This window comes from Alphaproteobacteria bacterium, assembly GCA_033344895.1.
Taxonomy (GTDB): domain Bacteria; phylum Pseudomonadota; class Alphaproteobacteria; order UBA8366; family Aestuariispiraceae; genus Pacificispira.
On the sequence record JAWPMN010000001.1, the window covers coordinates 1,010,342 to 1,028,410 of the forward strand.

Below are 18,069 nucleotides of genomic sequence, written 5' to 3' on the forward strand. Positions count from 1 at the left end.
CCGAGGGCCCGTCCAGGCTCGCCAAACGTTCAATTTGTCGGATTGGTGCCCCCGGGGAGACTCGAACTCCCACTTCCGTAAGGAAAACAGATTTTGAGTCTGCCGCGTCTACCAGTTCCGCCACAGGGGCCTCGACCGGGTGATAGGCGAAATCGCCTTGGGCGGCAACCGGTTTCGCGATAATCCGGAAAAGAAGGCTCGCCACGGAAGGTGCGCCTGCGTTAACCTTGGCGAATCGTGGTGAGGGGACCGTTCGAAACGATGTCGGAAACGGCAAACAGTGCTGTACGCCAGGGCGGTCGACGCGACGACGACCAAGCTGCGGAACTGCTGCGTGAGGCCGCATCGGAGATCACGCAGGGACTGCTGGTCGTCGATGGCGATCTGACAATTGTCTTCGTCAACAACCCCTATCGCGACTTTTTCGGTTTCTCGCCGGATGATCCGGCTGTCCAGCCGGGCGCCCCCTTGGAAGAAATGCTCCACGCGCTGGCCTCTCGCGGGGAATATGGTGGCGACGAACCTGACAGTTATGTCGAGGAGCGTCTCCGCCCGGTCCGCGAGCGCGCGGAATACACTGCGGAGCGTCGGCTCAGCAGCGGCCGCTACGTCGAGATCAGCGGCCATCCGCTGTCCAACGGCGGTTATGTCTTCACCTTCACGGATGTCACCGATCGTGTCGCGGAAAAGGAACGTCTCGATCGCCTTGTCCGGGACCGCACGGAAGAACTGCACGAGGCCAACAAGAAGCTGATCGATGGCATCGAGTATGCCCGCCTGATCCAGACAGGGATCCTGCCGCAGAAATCCTTCTTCGACAGTCAGGTCGGGCCCAACTTCCTGCTGTTCAGGCCGGCGGACATCGTCGGTGGTGACTTCTATATCGGCGTCAAGACCGACTACGGCACCTATATCGGTCTCGGCGATTGCACCGGTCACGGGGTACCGGGCGCCATGATGACGATGATGGCGGCCTCCGTCTGCCGCCGCGCCATCAACGAGACCGGGGTCGGCGGGCCCGCGGCCGTGATGATGGCCATCGACCGGATCGTGCGCATCAACCTGCATCAGACCGAAGCACAGGTTGGACCGGATAATGGTCTGGAACTGACCCTCTGCCTTGTGGAATCCGATCTCGGCCGGGTCCGCATCGCCGGTGCGGGCCTGGACGCCTTTGTTCAGAAACAGAACGACATCGAGCGAATCCGGGGAACGAAACACGGGCTTGGCTATGGCCGTCAGACCAGTTCGGCGACCCTGATCCAGGAAGCCGTCTTCACGGACCGGGAAGCGGAGCGAATCTTTCTGACCTCCGACGGTATTCTGGACCAGGCCGGCGGAGACAAGGGCTACGGCTACGGCCGGCGCCGCCTGACCGATGCCCTGAAGCAGGGCACCGGATTGCCGATCGAGGAACAGGGCGCGCTTCTCGCCGCGGATGTCGAGACCTACAGCAAGGGACATGTGCAGCGCGACGATCTTGCGGTGCTTGGCTTTTGTCTGAAGCAGGACCGGCCGCCCGCACGAAGAACTTCGGTCGGGGGTTAGGCCATGAATCAGACGGATATGACGGCCCTGCGCGAGATTTTCGAGCGTTGCCACATCGTGCTCAGCTTCAACGGTCCCTTTTCGCAAAGCGTGATTGAGGAACTGGGGGAGGCGATCCGCCGCCACCTGGAAGCCCAGACCCAGCCGCGTAAACGGATCGCAGACGTCTTCGCCGTTTACATCGAGGTAACTCAGAATATCCGGCACTACGCCGAGAATTGCGGCCGGGACGATGCCCATACGGCGCGCCTCAATGCCGGCACCGTGCTGATCGCACGGCAGGGGGACGAATATGCCGTGGTCGCGGGCAACCTCGTTCTCAAGGAACATGCGCCGGCCCTGACGAAACGGCTGGACGCCGTGATCGCCATGGACGACGTGGCCCTCAAATCCGCCTACAAGGAACGCCTGCGGGCGCCGGTGACGGAAGGCGCGACCGGTGCCGGGCTCGGCTTTCTTCAGATGGCCCGGAAGGCCACGAAACCGCTGTCTTACAGTCTGTCGGACGCGGATTCGGATCACGCCTTCTTCACCTTGACAGCGGTGATCTAGCAACTGAAAAGAGGGGCCCTCGTCAGGGGCACGATTGGTTGGGGACGAGAATGGTCGAACGCATCACGATTGAAGGAACGCGGTCCTCGCCGGCCGTCGACTGCGATCCGAACAAGCGGGTGATCCACTTGTCGGGCGAATCCTATCCGGAAAACACCTTCGACTTTTACCGACCGATCATCGCCTGGCTGGATGCGGTCCTCGACGATGGTTCGAACCAGGCGGTCACCCTCGAAATCGCCCTGTCCTACCTCAACACCGGCAGTATCAAATCGATGATGGACATGCTGGACCGGATGGACGAGGCCCATGACACCGGGATCGAAGTGTCGGTCATCTGGCGCTGCGACCCGGAAAACGAACGGATCGTGGAACTGGCCGAAGAACTGCTGGAAGATGTCTCCCTGCCTTATGATATCGTGACGGACTAGGACCGGACATAAGGGAAAGCCTCTTGGCGGACCAAAGCAAAACCGACGCGCGGATCGATGCCCTGCTGGCACGGCTGGGAGACCTGACGCCGGACATGCGGGCCGAGGTCGAATGGCTGGTCGGCCGGTATCGCCGACTTGATCGCAATCTGGACAAGATCTCACGCATGAGCGACCGCATGCAGGCCCAGATTCTGGAACTGAACGATCAGTTGCGCGCGGCGTCGATCACCGACCCCCTGACCGGAATGGCCAACCGGCGCGGCGCTCATGATGCCTTGATATCGGAGACGAGGGCGTTCCACGACGCGGGTCTTCCGTTCTGTCTGGCCCTGTTCGACATTGATCACTTCAAGGCCGTGAACGACACCCACGGCCATGATGTCGGGGACGAAGTGCTGGTGGATTTCGCCGCGCGGCTGGCCGGTTCCATGCGCGAACGCGACCTCATCGCGCGCTGGGGCGGTGAAGAGTTTCTGGTGCTGATGCCCGAAACCGGCCCCGATGACGCCAGCATCCTGCTGGAGGGGTTTCTGGAGAAACTCCGTGCACGCCCGATCAAAACGGCAAATGGCCCCTTGCGAATAACGGCCAGCGCCGGGCTCTGCCGCTATATCGACACCGATGAAGGTTACGACCGCACCATCTACCGTGCCGATCAGGCCCTGTACGCGGCGAAGACATCGGGCCGCGACCGCTGGTTAATGGCTGAAGAGCCCTGATTTCAGGCGTCAGTGTCGAAATTCCGTCGCCGGCGGTCGGCCCATCAGGCGGGCGATGGCGTCGTCCACATCGATCTGCTGATCCAGAATGGCATTCACGGTCTGGGTAATCGGCATGTCGACCTTCGCCCGATCCGCCAGCGCCGCGACCGCCTGGGTCGACCAGTAGCCCTCCGTCACCGCCCGCCGCGCGGTCAGGACGTCGCCGATCCGACGTCCCTCCCCCAGGGCAATTCCGAAGGATGTGTTTCGGGATGTCGCGCTCATCGCAGTCAGAATCAGGTCTCCCGCGCCGGCCAGCCCCATCAGTGTTTCCGCCCGCCCACCTTCCGCGACAGCGAGGCGTACCATCTCCGCCAGTCCGCGACTGACCAGGGCCGCGCGGGCATTCTCCCCCAACCCCCGGCCGGTCGCGATACCGGCAGCGAGGGCGATCACGTTCTTGATCGCGCCCCCCAGCTCCGCGCCGACCGGATCATCCGACAGATAGGCCCGCAGCGAGCCCGACCCGATCCCGGCCTGCACCCGCTTCGCCGCCTCCTCATCCTCGGCCGCCAGGGTTATCGCGGTCGGGAGGCCGCGCGCGACCTCCGCCGCAAAGGTCGGCCCCGAAAAGACGCAGGTTCGGGCTGAGGGCAGGGTTTCCGACAGAACCTCGCTCATCCGCTTCAGGCTGCCGCGCTCGATCCCCTTGGCGCAGATCGCCACGGGCAGGCCCTCCGGCAGGACCGGTGCCGCGGCTTCGGCCACCGCGCGCACGACCTGCGCGGGGACGGCCAGAAGCGCAAAATCCGCGTCCGCCAGCACCGCTGCCAGATCGGTCGTGGCTTCGATCCCACGCTCCAGGGTCACGCCGGGCAGACGTCCCGGGTTGGATCCCGTGGTGATTTCCTTGGCGGCATCGGGGTTTCGCACCCACAGCCGCACGGGCCGGCCGGCACGCCGCGCCACACAAGCCAGCGCGGTTCCCCAGGCGCCGCCCCCCAGTACAGCGACGGTATTGCTCACGACGCCTCCTTTTCCGGTCCGGTCAGTTCGGATAGTGGCCATCGTGGGCGCGGCTTGAAATCCAGACCGTCGGTCAGCCCCAACCGAAAACGTTCCAGGCCGGCCCACGCGATCATGGCCGCGTTGTCGGTGCACAGCTTGATCGGCGGCGCGGCGAAGGCAATGTCCTCCTCGGCCGAAAGGCGCTCCAGGGCCGACCGGAGAGTTCCATTGGCGGCGACCCCGCCGGCGACGACAAGCGTCCCCCCCGCCCCGCGCGTCTCCCGGAACAGGCGGATCGCGTTTCGGGTCCTGTCTGCGATGACATCCGCGACCGCGTTCTGGAAGGCCGCCGCCAGATCCGCGCGGTCCATAGCGTCAAGCGCACCGTCCGCCCCGGCGGGCAGCTTGTCAGCGGCCTGACGCACCGCCGTCTTCAACCCGGCGAAGGAAAAATCGCACCCCGGCCGTCCGGCCATCGGTCGGGGCAGACTGAACCGATCCGGATTCCCCGCCGTCTTCGCGGCCGCCTCCACCGCCGGGCCACCGGGATACCCGAGCCCCAGCAGTTTCGCTGTCTTGTCGAAGGCCTCTCCGACGGCATCATCGACTGTTCCGCCCAATCGTTCGTAGTGGCCGACCGAATCGACGGCGAGAAGCTGGCAATGGCCGCCGCTGACGAGGAGCAGCAGATACGGGAACGCGACATCGTCCGTCAGACGGGCGGTCAGGGCATGCCCCTCGAGATGATTGACGGCGACATAGGGCAGGTTCGCCCCCAGGGCCATGGCCTTGCCCATCGTCGCCCCGATCATCACACCGCCGATCAGCCCCGGGCCGGCGGTCGCAGCCACGGCGTCCAGATCGGACAGTGCCAGCCCGGCCTCGTTCAGGGCATCCGAAACGATGCCGTCGAGATGGACCAGATGCGCGCGTGCCGCGATTTCCGGCACGACCCCGCCATAGGGACGGTGGTCGTCGAGCTGCGACAGGACGACATTGGCAAGAATGCGCCGCCCGTCGTCGACAATGGCGGCCGCAGTCTCGTCACAGGAGGTTTCGATACCCAGTACTAACATGTCATCGCAGGATGTAGCCTATGCGGACCGGATGCGCTACAGGTTCCGAAAGTTCAAGTCCTTACAACCGGCCGGAAGGGTTCTTCATGGCGCCGTCGATCGAAAAAGTCACCCTGGGAACGCGTGGATCGCCCTTGGCGATGCGCCAGACGGAGGAGGTCCGGGACCGGCTGATCGCAGCCCATCCCGGCCTGCAGGTCGAGATCGCCGAGATCAAGGTGGTCGGCGATCAGATTCAGGACCGTCCCCTCGCGGAAGTTGGCGGCAAGGGCCTGTTCACCAAGGAGCTGGACCGCGCGGTCATGGACGGACGGTGCGACGCCGCCGTCCATTCAATGAAGGATGTGGAAACCTGGCTGTCAGAGGGAATCTCCCTGACCTGCATCCTGGAACGCGAGGATGTACGAGACGCCTTTCTGAGCCCCGTCGCGCGTTCTATCGCGGACCTGCCGGTCGGCGCCCGCGTCGGTTCCGCGTCGCTTCGGCGCAAGGCCCAGATCCTGGCCACGCGCCCCGATCTGGAGGTCGTGCTTTTCCGGGGCAACGTTCAGACCCGACTGCGCAAGCTTGAGGAACGGGTTGCCGATGCCACTCTGCTGGCGATGGCCGGATTGAACCGTCTGGGCATGGCCGACGTCGCAACCACGGCCCTGGAGCCGGAGGAGATGCTGCCCGCCGTTGCCCAGGGCGCCGTCGGCATTACGATTGCCACGGACAATGCAGATCTGGCGGCACTCCTGGCGCCGCTCAACCATGCGGAGACCGCCCTTCGCGTGCATGCCGAGCGCGGCTTTCTGGATGTCCTGGATGGAACCTGCCACACCCCGATCGCCGGCCTGGCGGAACTGAACGGCGATACGATTCGGTTCCGGGGCCTTGTCGCCCGCGAGGACGGCACGAGGGTGTTGACCGTCGAACGGTCCGGCGCGGCTGCAGACGCCGAAAGTCTGGCACGGGATGCCGCGGCCGAACTGCGGGCTGAAATGGGCGAGACCTTCTTTGACTGATACCAACGGCCACGCCCCCGCCCTCGCCCCTCTTGTGCTGATTACACGGCCGGCCGAAGACGCCGCGCCGCTGCTGGATGCGATCCGGGCCATCGGACTGGATGGCATGGTTGAGCCGATGCTTCGGATAGAACCGCGGGCGGACGCCCGGATCGACATCGACGATTGCCGGGCGCTGCTGTTTACATCGGCCAACGGCGTACGTGCGTTTTCAAGATTGTCGACCCGTCGGGATCTGCCGGTCATCGCTGTCGGCCCCGCCAGTGCCCTGGCCGCGTCGGAGGCCGGATTCGAGGATGTTGAAGCAGCCGCAGGGGATGTCGACGCCCTGATCGAGTCGGTGCAGGCCCGGTTTTCGCCGGGGGAAGCGCCGTTCTTTCATGCAGCCGGTACCGTCACCGCAGGGGACCTCAAAGGGCGCCTGGAGGCCATCGGATACCGTGTCCGGCGCGAACACCTCTACAATGCCGAACCGGCTACCGGGCTGAGCGATGCGTGCCTGGCGGCCTTCGACAGCGGTCGAATTGCCGCGACCACGTTTTTTTCTCCCCGTACCGCCACAGCCTTTGTTAGGCTATTGGAAGAATCAGGGCGTGCGCCCCGTGCGCGTACGGTTTGGGCCATCTGTCTCAGCGAGGCCGTGGCTGCGGAAGCTCGGGCCATCGAATGGACCGGAACCAAAGTCGCCGAAACCCGGGATACCGCGGCGATAATCGCTGCTCTTGCGGAGACGGTCGGGCCAGGCGCGACGAGTGTGAACGCGGTCGAATCCGCGACAATGAACAAGGCAGGTGCCATGACGGAAGACAAAACCAAGCCGGACAACGAGACCGACGATGCGATCGCCGACGAGGATACGATCGCGGAGCCCGTCGAGGACCTCAATGCCGATGCGGTGATCGAGGCTTTTGGCGGCATTCGACCGATGGCGTCGAAATTGGACGTCGCCGTCAGCACCGTCCAGGGCTGGAAAACCCGCGGCCACATTCCCGATTCCCGATGGCGCGACATCATCGCCGCCGCCGGTGCCCATGACATCGACCTGAGTGCGGCGCTGCCGAAAGACGGTCCGGCCGAGCGGGACGCGGACGACGGCGTGGCGGAGAGCGAGACTCCCTGGTCAGAAGAAGCGAACGAGCAGAGCGACGCGGCCGGTTCCGTCGATGCCGCAGCCGGCGACACGGATGGTCACGACATGGCAACGGAACAGAGAATCGATACGGAGGAGAGCGCGGCACAGCCCACGTCCGAGGACGCCGCTCCGGACTCCCCGCAGGACGAACGCCCGGCGACAGCGTCGCAAGGCGGCGGCAAGCTTGCACTGCTGGTCGGTGTCGCCGCGATCCTGGCAGTGGTCGCCCGGCCGGTCTGGGGCCCCTACGTCGATCCCCATCTGGCCAAGTACATCCCACAGGGGACATCGGGCAGCGGTGCGCCGATGGTACCAGCCACTCCAAGTGTCGATCTGTCGGAACTCAATGCCGAGATCGCGGATCTGCGGACCCGACTGCAGTCGGTTGAGGAGCGTCCCGTCGCCATACAGGGTGTCCCCGGTGAAGACGGCCACGGTGTGGTCTACGGCATGGCGAGCCGCCTGTCCGCGCTCGAAGGCGAGATATCGGAACTGCGCGGTGCCATCAATTCGGTCAAGGCATCGATCGAACGCGATGACGACACGCGGGCACGCCTGCTGGAACGGTTGGGGGTCATCGAGAGTCTGACAGAACAGGCCACCACGGAGGCCGAAAGGGCTATGGCCGGTCTGGCCGGTGTCGAGGCGACCCTGAATCGTCAGGACGATGCCATCGCTGCCCTGGAACGTCGTCCCGCGATAGAGGGGGCGGCTCAGGCCGGCCTCGCCCTGGCGGTCGGCGATGTCGAATCCGCCATGGCCGACGGACGCCCCTTCTCAGACGCGCTGCTTCGATTGCAGGCGCTGGCGGAGAACGACCCCGCGATTGCCGAGGCCGCCGGCTCGCTGGTGCCCTACGCTGCTTCCGGGGTGCCGACGGATGCCGATCTGCTGGCCGCATTCCGCCGTGAAGCCCCGGCAATGCAGACCGAGCTGGGCAAAACCGATGGCGATGTCCTGGATACGTTGCTGAACGGCGCTCGGTCACTGGTTTCGGTCCGTCGCAAGGGCGATGCCCCCGACGCGCCCCCCGTCAGCCGCGCAGAGGCAGCGCTGGCACGCGGCGACCTGACCGGCGCCGTTGCCGCTCTGACGCCGGTTCGAGATGTCTCCACGACAGTCGATCTCTGGCTCGCCGGCGCAGAAGCCCGACTGGCGGCGGAAGCCGCATTGCGCCACCTCCGCCGAACGGTTGCGGCCGGCCTGAACGGCGTTACGGACGGCGACAGCAAAGACGGGGACGGCGCATGACCTGGCGGGTTCTCTGGTTTCTGATCAAGCTGGGCATCATTGGTGCCCTTGCGGTGTTCTTTGCGCTGGAGCCCGGTCGCGTCACCTTCGACTGGCAGGGCTGGGTCATCGACATGCCGGTCGGCGTCTTCGCGCTGAGCCTTCTGGTTCTGGTGCTTTTGTTCGTCTACGGGGAACGAATCCGACAGACCGTATTTCGTTTCCCGGGCCGCTGGCGTGCTCAGCGCAAAGCCATCCGTGAGATGAAGGGCTATCGCGCCCTGACGCTGGGCATGGTTGCGGTCGCGGCGGGCGACAAGGACGAATCCCGGCGGCAATCACGCCGCGCCAAGGATCTGCTGACCGACGCGCCCCTGACCAAGCTGCTGCAGGCCCAAAGCGCCCGCCTGTCCGGCGACGATCAGGCCGCTGTGGCCTATTTCGAGGATATGCGCGGCGACCCCGAGGTGGCGTTCCTCGGACTGCGCGGTCTGATGACCCAGGCTCTGCGTGCCGGGGACAAGGCCCGTGCATTGGAATTGGCCGAGGAAGCACGAAAGCTGCGCCCTGCCGCCAAATGGGTGTTGCTGGAGCTGCTGGACCTGCAGATCAATGCCGGCCGTTGGGCCAGCGCCCTCAAAACATTGGAGGATGCAGAGCGTACCGGCGCTCTGCCGCCCGAGGAAGCCGCCCCGGTTCGCGCACGTCTGGCCGTCCGGCAGGCCGAGTTGCTGTCAATTAGAGGCGATGACGGGCCGGCCCTGAAAACGGCGCAGACCGCGCTGAAGGCCGATCCGGAAAATGCGGAGGCCGTCACCCTGGCCGCAAGCCTGATGGCGCGTGCCGGTAAGGACCGGAAGGCGGAGAAACTGATCGAGGATGCCTGGCAGAAGGCGCCCGGCCCCCATCTGGCGGCAGCCTATCGGGACCTTGCACCGGAGGGGACAACCGCCCTCGCCCAGGTAAAGCGGTTTGAAAAACTGCTCAGCCTCGCGCCCGATGACGCGGAAAGCCATATGGCACTGGCCGATGCCAGCCTGGATGCCGAATTGTGGGGTGAAGCCCGGTCGCATCTGGCGAAGTCCCTCGACATCGTCGGGGAGCCTGTGCCACCGCGCCTGTGCCGTCTCTGGGCGCGACTGGAAGAATCCGAGCATGGTGACCTGACGGCGGCGCATGCCTGGCTGATGCGCGCAACGGAGGTTGAAGATTCTCAGGGTCTTACCACGGCCGTCGAACCCCAATCCCATCTGGGCGACCACCGGGATGACGGTGTCGTCGTCTGACCGGTCGCCGGATTCAGCTCAAAAAAAAGGCCGGACGGGACCGGCCTGAGTCTGACTTGGAGGTAGAAGGTTGCGGTGTTTCCCCGGCGGGGGACGGATCCTTTTGGATCGAAGCGCCGAGGATTTGCGCCGCCTTCTGACGATCAATATGGGTCACATAGGCGCAAACGTAAGTGATTGCCGTCACATTGCCCCAATTTTTTCGTCTTTCAGGTCACATTTCGCGGCGAAATCAGGTCAGGTCGGACTTGCAATGCGGCTGCGGTGCGGATAAAACCCTGCCGCCTGACGCCAGTGGCGAGCAGGCATCGATTGTGGCGGGCCGCCATAGCTCAGTTGGTAGAGCGGCGCATTCGTAATGCGTAGGTCGGGTGTTCGAGTCACCCTGGCGGCACCACTTCCTCCCGAAAAAACAGCAGACGCCAACCCGTTTCGTTCGGGGCAGGCTGTCATGCGTGCTGTCCCCGCAGCCTGATCGGAGGGGCCGCTATCCGTGCGGACGGATATCGCCGGTATCGTGGGCATACAGGTAGTCTTCCACCGCCGATTTCAGCGCGGTCGCAGCCTGGATCGGGATCTTGTAGGCATGTCCCCCCTGAACCAGACGATTGTCCTGCATGACCCAGAAACTGGGCGTCCGGCCGCGATTGGAGACATGTACCGCCAGCGGCACCGGCGCCCCTGCCGGATTGCTAAGGGCCAGTCTGACACCGTCTTCTCGGCCTTCGCGAACGATCTCGAACCGCCAACGCTCCTGCCGCAGGACATAGCGCATCGCCTCCTCAACCAAAGCCACCGGATCGTCGGCATCGACTTTCGCCAGTTGCTGCGCCACCAGGATTTCCAGGGCCTGTGAGGCGGTCGCGATGTCTTCCCGGTCGATGCTGAGCGCCGCATTCAGGCAACGAGCCGCAACCTGAGCCAGTTCGTCGCCGTCCAGCGTCGCCGTCATCCCCCAAATCTCCAGATCGTCATCGTCCGGTGACCGGCTTCGCGCCGCCTCTATCCGGATCGGAGCGGCATTTGTTGCCCCATCCTTGCCGACGCTGACCAGTACGACCGCATCCCGGTCGGCGACGAATCGATAATCTGGCATCGATACTGTTGCTCCTTTGTTACAGAACCCTCTAGTGGCGAAATAACCGCCAAATAGGAAACAAATACACCCTATGGACTGCCAATTGTACCGCTAAAGTTTTAGAGTGCGGCATTTCAATACCGTTAACCTCACGTTTTAATTGAATTGAAAAAAATCAATCAAGTTGAATTACCGCTGGGATAGGATAATCGTTACGACCTGGATTTGGGGGGTTGAGAGGGACTAAGGGATGGCGCATCCAGTTGACGTTGCAGTAGGGAATCGCGTTCGCGAGTTGCGTACACGTGCCGGACTGTCTCAGACGGATCTGGGTCTGAAACTCGGTGTCAGTTTCCAACAGGTTCAGAAGTATGAAAAGGGCGTCAACCGAATGGGGGCGAGCCGCCTCATTCAGATTTGCGAAGCCCTTAAAGTGTCGGTGAACGACATTTTCGACGGCATTGCGTCCGTCACGGATGCCGCTGACAAGCCTTTGGCCGATCCGGAGGCAATGCGGATCGCGCGGGATATCCAGCGGATCGAGAACGAGGGTATGCGGACGGCGGTCAAACAGCTCGTCCGGACCATGTCCCGTCTGTAACGTCGTCGCGCAAAAAAGGTGAATACGGTACCGATCTGCAAGGTTCGGCCGCACCGCTGCTGACAACGGCGCGACCGCCCTTGAAACAATACACTACCGTCACTGATTTTAGCTCGCCAGGCGCGCCTCGGCGGCAACGTCGATCAGGCGGATGATCTCACGACGCATGGCGTCGTCCGGGATCTGGTGAAGCTTGGTCGCCGTGGCGATGGCCTTCCGCGACAGTTTCGCGTTGTTCGGCCCCTGATCGGCATCGACGCCGTCGATCCCGTCAAAGAAATACTCGACCGGAACACTCAATGCGACGGAGGTCTGCAACAGGCGGCTGGCGCCGATCCGGTTCGTGCCCTTCTCGTACTTCTGCACCTGCTGAAAACTTACGCCCAGCTTGTCGCCCAGATCAGTCTGGGACATTCCCTTGGCAACACGCGCTTCGCGCACACGGCGGCCAACATAAACATCCGTAGGATGCGGCATATCAATCTCCTGTTTCGACTTGGATGAAACCGCTCCCATGAGCCCGGCTTGGCGGATGGTGTGAGGCACGACCGATCCACTGCGGACCAAAGACCGCAACAACGGATTCATGGAAAGCTGGATTTAGGCCGGCTGACACCGACACCGCCGGACGTACTGACGGGGCGTTCGCCCCAAGGTCCCGAAGCACGAGTTTGCGTCTTCAATACAGGACCCGAATACACGGCAGAAGTGCAATTACATTACAGTGAAATTACATATGTTCAAGGAAAATCGCGTTTTTATCCGTAGAACACGGTAAAAGAGTACTCACGGGTGCCGAAAGCGCCCAAATCCAACCGTTTAAGTGGAAGGGAAGATCATGTCAGAACTCAAGATTGACCACCCCCGGCATAAGGATGCCGATTCAGTACGCGTCATTGTGGTGACCACGATGAACGACTTCATGGCGTGCAACGCCGTCAGATCCGCCGCATTCCTGGCCCGCGGCGAACCGTTCCACGAAGAATTCGACGGCAACGATCTGGTCAGCACGACCCATCTCCTGGCGAAATGCGGCAAAGCGCCGATCGGCACCATGCGGGTGAGGATCCTGAGCGCGGGCGCGGGCGGCGTCGCGGCATGGGAACGGCTGGCCATTCTCCCCAATGCCGGTCGGCTCGGCACGAAGGCGCTGCTGGGTCTCGCCCGAACCGCACGGGCCTACAGCGAATTCAAAGGGGTCAGCGCGGTTGTCGGCGCGGTCGAGAACCCGAAACTGCTCAAATTCTGGCAGAAGCATGGATTTGAGTTGATGAATGTACCGCCCGCAGTATACAACAATGTCGAGTATCACCAGATTCGGCTAAATCTACGCGATGCCAGAGACATTCATGCCGTGTCGGAGGATTCCGACCTCCTTGAGGCAATGAATGGGTCGGTCGAATATCTCGATTTCGACCGATACCTGTCTCAGCATGCCGAAATGTAGGGTTTTCAGCCAGTTAGACAGGCGGATCCTACCGTTGCGCTGGAAGCGGGCGGCCCACCGGCTGCCCGAATCCAGATGGGGCGTACATAAAGGACGCGGTACAAGGGTCACGGCATGTGCGCAAGGCGCGGATGACGACAACCACTTTAAGGTCCCGGTAATAGAATCGGCGTATTCTACAATCACTGAATGTACTGAAGGGTAAATTCCGAAACGTGGCGGATCGTAAGTCCCACAATGCCAACGCCGTATCGGCGCCGCTCGTCTCCCTGGGGACGGGATCGGCTTTGAATGCGTTCGCAAACGCGGATTCGCCCATGACCGTGGTTCGGACCGTGAAGGCGCTGGGGTTCAAATGGGCCTTCTGGCAATCCTGGGAAACGGACGCGGTCCTGACCTGGGATGCCATGCCGGATGGATTCCTTGAGCATTACTACGGCATTCAGGCGGACAGGTTCTGTCCCGTGGCCGTCGCCATTCGGCGCCGCTGGCAGAATTTCACCTTCTCCGAGGCGCGCGCGACACTGACGGGCCCCTATGCCAACGACGCTACCCGAGTCTGGGAAGCGTTCGGTGTTCGCGACGGAACCGTCATATTCGGCGGGCGCGGTCAGAATGTCAGCGCCCTCATCCTGACATCCGACAAATCGGTCGATTCCCTTTTCATGCAGTTCCGCGCTGAACTGTCGATCGCGGCGGTGCGTATGGATGAACTGCTGCGCGGTCATCCGGGCCTGACCCGCACGGCGCGTGACTTCATCAATCTCAGCGAGAAGCAGATGGATGTCCTGCGCATCCAGATCGACCACCCGGAACTGAGCTTCCAGGAACAGGCCAAGCTGCTGGATATTTCGCCGCGCATGCTGGAGAAACGACACCAGCAGATTGCCAAGCGTTTCGGTGTTTCGAGCTTTACCGCGGCCGTCGCAAAGGCCGTCGCCGACGGCATCGGCCTCGGCTGACCCCTGCCCCGGGCGCCGCCACGCCCCCTGCATCGTCGCAAATTGGACGGGCCTATTGCGATGCAGTATAACCCGACCCATCTGTAATTCGCGGGGGAAGTTCGGTCAGCCCGCGCCAATGAACCGCAGAGCGCAGGGCCTCGAATTCCCCGTCCCCAGCCTTTTTTGGAACGGGAGATTTCAAAGCCATGACCATGACTGGCCAAGACAGTTTGAAGACCCGCCGCACGCTCACCGTCGGTGCGCGGAATTATGACTATTATTCGATCGCGGCAGCCGCGGAGACAATCGGCGACGTGTCGCGCCTACCCTTTTCGTTGAAGGTTCTGCTGGAAAACCTGCTGCGTTTCGAAGACGGCGCCAGCGTCACGACCGAGGACGTACAGGCCATGGCCGACTGGCTGAAGGCCAGGAGTTCCGACCGGGAGATTGCCTATCGGCCGGCCCGCGTGCTGATGCAGGACTTTACCGGCGTGCCCGCCGTCGTCGACCTGGCCGCAATGCGCGCCGCAATGGTCAAGATGGGCGGCGACCCGCAGAAGATTAACCCGCTCTCCCCCTGCGATCTGGTCATCGACCATTCGGTCATGGTCGACTATTTCGGCGGTCCGGATGCGTTCAAGAAGAATGTCGAGCTTGAGTTCGAACGCAATGGCGAACGCTATGAGTTCCTGCGTTGGGGACAGACTGCCTTCGACAATTTCCGTGTCGTGCCCCCCGGTACCGGCATCTGCCACCAAGTCAACGTCGAGTATCTGGCACGCGGTGTCTGGTCGTCGCCGGAAAATGGCGGCGATACCGAAATCGCCTATCCGGACACTCTGGTCGGCACCGACAGCCACACCACCATGGTGAATGGGTTGGGCGTGCTGGGTTGGGGCGTCGGCGGGATCGAAGCCGAAGCCGCCATGCTGGGCCAGCCGGTCACCATGCTGATTCCGGAAGTCGTCGGCTTCAAACTGTCCGGCAAGCTCAAGGAAGGCATGACCGCCACCGACCTCGTGCTGACCGTCACCCAGATGTTGCGGAAGAAGGGTGTCGTCGGGAAGTTCGTCGAATTCTACGGCGAAGGGTTGGACAGCCTGACCCTGGCCGATCGCGCGACCATCGCCAACATGGCCCCGGAATACGGCGCGACCTGCGGTATCTTCCCGATCGACGCCGAAACCATCCGCTATCTGGAGTTCTCCGGCCGCGAAGAAGAGGACATCGCGCTGACTGAAGCCTATGCCAGGGCGCAGGGCATGTGGCGCGAACCCGGATCGGCCGACCCGGTCTTCACGGATACACTGGAACTGAACCTGGACACGGTCGAGCCGTCGCTCGCCGGGCCGAAGCGCCCGCAGGACCGCGTCAGCCTGTCCATGGCCGCGCCGGAGTTCAAGAAAGTCATCGCCGACTATCTGGGGGTCCCGTCCAATGACGAGGAAGCCCGCCTGGCCGCCGAAGGCGGACCAGCCCAGGCGACCGACAGCGGTTGGAACACACAGGTTCCGGTCGAAGGCGCCGACTACAAGCTGAAGCACGGCGATGTCGTCATCGCGGCGATCACCTCCTGTACCAACACATCCAACCCGTCCGTCCTTGTCGCCGCCGGATTGGTGGCCCGCAAGGCGCGGGAAAAGGGCCTGACCACAAAGCCATGGGTCAAGACCTCCCTCGCTCCGGGCTCCCAGGTCGTCACCGATTATCTTGAGAAGGCCGGTCTGCAGGATGACCTGGACGCGCTGGGCTTCGATCTGGTCGGTTATGGCTGTACGACCTGCATCGGCAATTCCGGCCCGCTGCCGGAGCCGATTTCCAAAGCCGTGGATGAGGGCGACCTGGTCGTCACATCGGTCCTGTCCGGAAACCGGAACTTCGAAGGCCGCGTCAACCCGCAGACCCGCGGAAACTACCTGGCCTCGCCGCCGCTGGTCGTCGCCTATGCCATTGCCGGCAACATGACGATCGACATCACCAAGGAGCCGCTTGGCGAAGACAAGGACGGCAAGCCGGTCTTTCTGAAGGATATCTGGCCGACCAACCACGAGGTTGAGGAAACGGTTCGGGCTGCGCTCACCTCCGAGATGTTCCGCTCCCGCTATGGTAACGTGTTCGAGGGGCCGCCGGAATGGCGGGCGATCAACGTGTCGGGCGGCGAAACCTATGAATGGAATTCGGGCTCGACCTATGTTCAGCACCCGCCGTACTTCGAGGACATGAAGCCTGAACCGGAGGCGCCCGGCGACATCGAAGGCGCGCGCCCGCTGCTGATGCTGGGCGACTCGGTAACGACCGACCACATCTCGCCGGCCGGCTCCTTCAAGCCCGACACCCCGGCGGGTCAGTACCTGATCGAACGTCAGGTGCGCCCGGCGGACTTCAATTCCTACGGTTCGCGCCGCGGAAATCATGAGGTCATGATGCGCGGCACCTTCGCCAACATTCGCATCCGCAATGCCATGGTGCCGGAGATCGAGGGCGGATTCACCAAGTACATGCCGTCGGGTGAGACCATGCCGGTCTATGACGCCGCCATGAAGTACAAATCGGAAGGCGTGCCGCTGGTGGTCTTCGGCGGCAAGGAATACGGCACAGGCTCGTCGCGCGACTGGGCTGCGAAGGGCACCAACCTGCTGGGCGTAAAGGCGGTCATCGTCGAAAGCTTCGAGCGTATCCACCGCTCGAACCTAGTCGGCATGGGCGTCCTGCCGCTTCAGTTCAAGGAGGGCACGACTTGGCAGTCTCTGGGCCTGGACGGCAGTGAAACCTTTGACATCAAGGGGATCGAGGACGGATTGAAACCGCGTCAGGACATAACCCTGACCATCAACAAATCGGACGGCAGCACTCAGGAAGTTCCGCTGACCTGCCGTATCGATACCGCGGGCGAGGTCGAGTACTACCGCCATGGGGGTGTGCTGCAATACGTCCTGCGCAATTTGATGGCGGAGGGGAAGCAGGCCGCCTGACGCTTGCGGATCATGTCACGGAGCAGAAAGCGGGCCCCGGCGCCCGCTTTCTTCGTTTTAGGGCGGGACAGCCGCAGTTTTGCCGTGCCCTGCGAACGGACTTGGCCTATACCCTCCCCGCCATGCAGATACTGACGGTCCATCACGTAACCAGCTACACCTATGACCGGCCCGTCCGGTTCGGGGAGCATGCGTTGATGATGCGGCCGCGCGATAGCCACGATCTGCGCATGCTGGAAGCATCGATCGCCATTCATCCGGCATCGACGATCCGCTGGACCCATGACGTGTTCGGCAACTCCGTCGCGCGTGTCGAGTTCCAGGAAGAATCGGACCGGCTGGATATCGAGAACACGATCCGGATCGAGCATTACGGCCTCACGGAGCCGGATTTCTCACCCTTGGACGATTATGCCCGGACCTTGCCCTTTCCCTATCATTCGGACGAGGTGGCGGATCTCGGGCGGTGTATGGAACGGCACTATCACGACGAACAGCACCGCATCACCGAATGGGCGCGGCAGTTCCTGAACGGCAAGGACACGCCGGACACGCTGATGGCGATGAACGATGCGGTCCGCAAGACCTTCGCCTACGAATCCCGGGAAGCTCACGGAACCCAGACGCCGACGGAAACCCTGGATCGCGGGGCAGGAACGTGCCGGGACTTCGCCCTGTTCTTCATGGAGGCGGTCCGAAGCATCGGTCTGGGTGCACGCTTCGTGTCGGGCTATCTCTACGATCCGGCTTTGGACGCGGCAATGAAGGACCCGACCCTGCCGCGTGGCGCGGACCTGCGCGGGGCCGGTGCCACGCATGCCTGGGTGCAGATCTATCTGCCCGGCGCCGGCTGGGTCGAGTTCGATCCGACCAACGGGATTGCCGGCGGTGCGAACCTGATCCGGGTCGCCGTGGCACGCGATCCATCCCAGGCGTCCCCGGTACGAGGCTCCTATTTCGGGCCGGAAGAAGCGTTCCAATCGCTGTCCATCTCGGTAAAGGTCGCATCCGGCTGATCAGGCGCGCTCACCAGCCTGTGATGTCACCCATAAT

Annotated in this window: 16 protein-coding genes and 2 tRNA genes; 13 read left to right on the plus strand and 5 right to left on the minus strand. The window is 63.1% G+C overall.

Translation table 11 applies throughout. The features are described 5' to 3' along the window. Positions 1-43: 43 nt before the first annotated feature. Positions 44-130, minus strand: a tRNA-Leu gene (locus tag R8L07_04915). A gap of 131 nt (positions 131-261) precedes the next feature. Here R8L07_04915 and R8L07_04920 point away from each other — a divergent pair. From R8L07_04920 to R8L07_04935, 4 genes are read left to right on the plus strand one after another with little or no spacing between them, the layout of a single operon-like run. Then, positions 262-1,548 carry a PAS-domain containing protein gene (locus R8L07_04920; GenBank protein MDW3204865.1) on the plus strand — a complete coding sequence of 429 codons (1,287 nt, stop codon included), beginning with the start codon at positions 262-264 and terminating at the stop codon, positions 1,546-1,548. Between the two features lie 3 nt (positions 1,549-1,551). After that, positions 1,552-2,100, plus strand: coding sequence for a SiaB family protein kinase (locus tag R8L07_04925; protein ID MDW3204866.1), 549 nt, complete (start codon positions 1,552-1,554; stop codon positions 2,098-2,100). A gap of 50 nt (positions 2,101-2,150) precedes the next feature. Continuing rightward, a complete protein-coding gene (locus tag R8L07_04930; protein ID MDW3204867.1) occupies positions 2,151-2,531 on the plus strand; it encodes a SiaC family regulatory phosphoprotein in 381 nt (126 codons plus the stop codon). Positions 2,532-2,554: 23 nt separating this feature from the next. Continuing rightward, entirely contained in the window at positions 2,555-3,253 is a 699-nt protein-coding gene (locus R8L07_04935) for a diguanylate cyclase (protein MDW3204868.1), read from the plus strand. A gap of 9 nt (positions 3,254-3,262) precedes the next feature. Here the strand turns inward: R8L07_04935 and R8L07_04940 are convergent, their stop codons facing one another. Next, on the minus strand, positions 3,263-4,261 hold the full coding sequence (locus R8L07_04940; protein ID MDW3204869.1) for an NAD(P)H-dependent glycerol-3-phosphate dehydrogenase: 999 nt from the start codon (positions 4,259-4,261) through the stop codon (positions 3,263-3,265). After that, entirely contained in the window at positions 4,258-5,319 is a 1,062-nt protein-coding gene (gene tsaD / locus R8L07_04945; GenBank protein ID MDW3204870.1) for a tRNA (adenosine(37)-N6)-threonylcarbamoyltransferase complex transferase subunit TsaD, read from the minus strand. Before tsaD ends, R8L07_04940 begins: the two co-directional genes overlap by 4 nt. An 86-nt stretch (positions 5,320-5,405) precedes the next feature. Between tsaD and hemC the strand changes: the two genes are divergently transcribed. The 4 genes from hemC to R8L07_04965 all read left to right on the plus strand — a co-directional run bounded on the left by hemC (position 5,406) and on the right by R8L07_04965 (position 10,371). After that, complete coding sequence (gene hemC, locus R8L07_04950) at positions 5,406-6,326, plus strand: hydroxymethylbilane synthase (GenBank protein ID MDW3204871.1); 921 nt, start codon at positions 5,406-5,408, stop codon at positions 6,324-6,326. Beyond that, entirely contained in the window at positions 6,319-8,709 is a 2,391-nt protein-coding gene (locus R8L07_04955; GenBank protein ID MDW3204872.1) for a uroporphyrinogen-III synthase, read from the plus strand. The genes hemC and R8L07_04955 overlap by 8 nt, the downstream gene beginning before the upstream one ends. Continuing rightward, positions 8,706-9,974 (plus strand): heme biosynthesis HemY N-terminal domain-containing protein, encoded by a 1,269-nt coding sequence (locus R8L07_04960; protein MDW3204873.1) that lies wholly within the window; start codon positions 8,706-8,708, stop codon positions 9,972-9,974. The genes R8L07_04955 and R8L07_04960 overlap by 4 nt, the downstream gene beginning before the upstream one ends. Positions 9,975-10,295: 321 nt before the next feature. Then, a tRNA-Thr gene (locus R8L07_04965) sits at positions 10,296-10,371 on the plus strand. A 90-nt stretch (positions 10,372-10,461) separates the two neighbouring features. Here the strand turns inward: R8L07_04965 and R8L07_04970 are convergent. Beyond that, complete coding sequence (locus tag R8L07_04970) at positions 10,462-11,070, minus strand: hypothetical protein (protein MDW3204874.1); 609 nt, start codon at positions 11,068-11,070, stop codon at positions 10,462-10,464. A 232-nt stretch (positions 11,071-11,302) separates the two neighbouring features. On the opposite strand from R8L07_04970, the gene R8L07_04975 reads away from it, so the two are divergent. Continuing rightward, entirely contained in the window at positions 11,303-11,653 is a 351-nt protein-coding gene (locus tag R8L07_04975; protein ID MDW3204875.1) for a helix-turn-helix transcriptional regulator, read from the plus strand. 108 nt (positions 11,654-11,761) lie between these two features. Here R8L07_04975 and R8L07_04980 read toward each other — a convergent pair whose 3' ends face one another. Beyond that, positions 11,762-12,130 (minus strand): helix-turn-helix transcriptional regulator, encoded by a 369-nt coding sequence (locus R8L07_04980; protein ID MDW3204876.1) that lies wholly within the window; start codon positions 12,128-12,130, stop codon positions 11,762-11,764. Positions 12,131-12,491: 361 nt separating this feature from the next. Here R8L07_04980 and R8L07_04985 point away from each other — a divergent pair, with 361 nt between their 5' ends. The 4 genes from R8L07_04985 (at position 12,492) to R8L07_05000 (ending at position 18,032) form a co-directional block, all read left to right on the plus strand. Then, positions 12,492-13,100 carry a GNAT family N-acetyltransferase gene (locus tag R8L07_04985; GenBank protein MDW3204877.1) on the plus strand — a complete coding sequence of 203 codons (609 nt, stop codon included), beginning with the start codon at positions 12,492-12,494 and terminating at the stop codon, positions 13,098-13,100. Between the two features lie 317 nt (positions 13,101-13,417). After that, a complete protein-coding gene (locus tag R8L07_04990; protein MDW3204878.1) occupies positions 13,418-14,062 on the plus strand; it encodes a hypothetical protein in 645 nt (214 codons plus the stop codon). Positions 14,063-14,250: 188 nt separating this feature from the next. After that, the gene (acnA, locus tag R8L07_04995; GenBank protein ID MDW3204879.1) at positions 14,251-17,016 is read left to right on the plus strand and encodes an aconitate hydratase AcnA; all 2,766 of its coding nucleotides are present in this window, start codon (positions 14,251-14,253) and stop codon (positions 17,014-17,016) included. A 122-nt stretch (positions 17,017-17,138) separates the two neighbouring features. After that, positions 17,139-18,032 carry a transglutaminase family protein gene (locus tag R8L07_05000; protein ID MDW3204880.1) on the plus strand — a complete coding sequence of 298 codons (894 nt, stop codon included), beginning with the start codon at positions 17,139-17,141 and terminating at the stop codon, positions 18,030-18,032. Positions 18,033-18,069 lie beyond the last annotated feature (37 nt).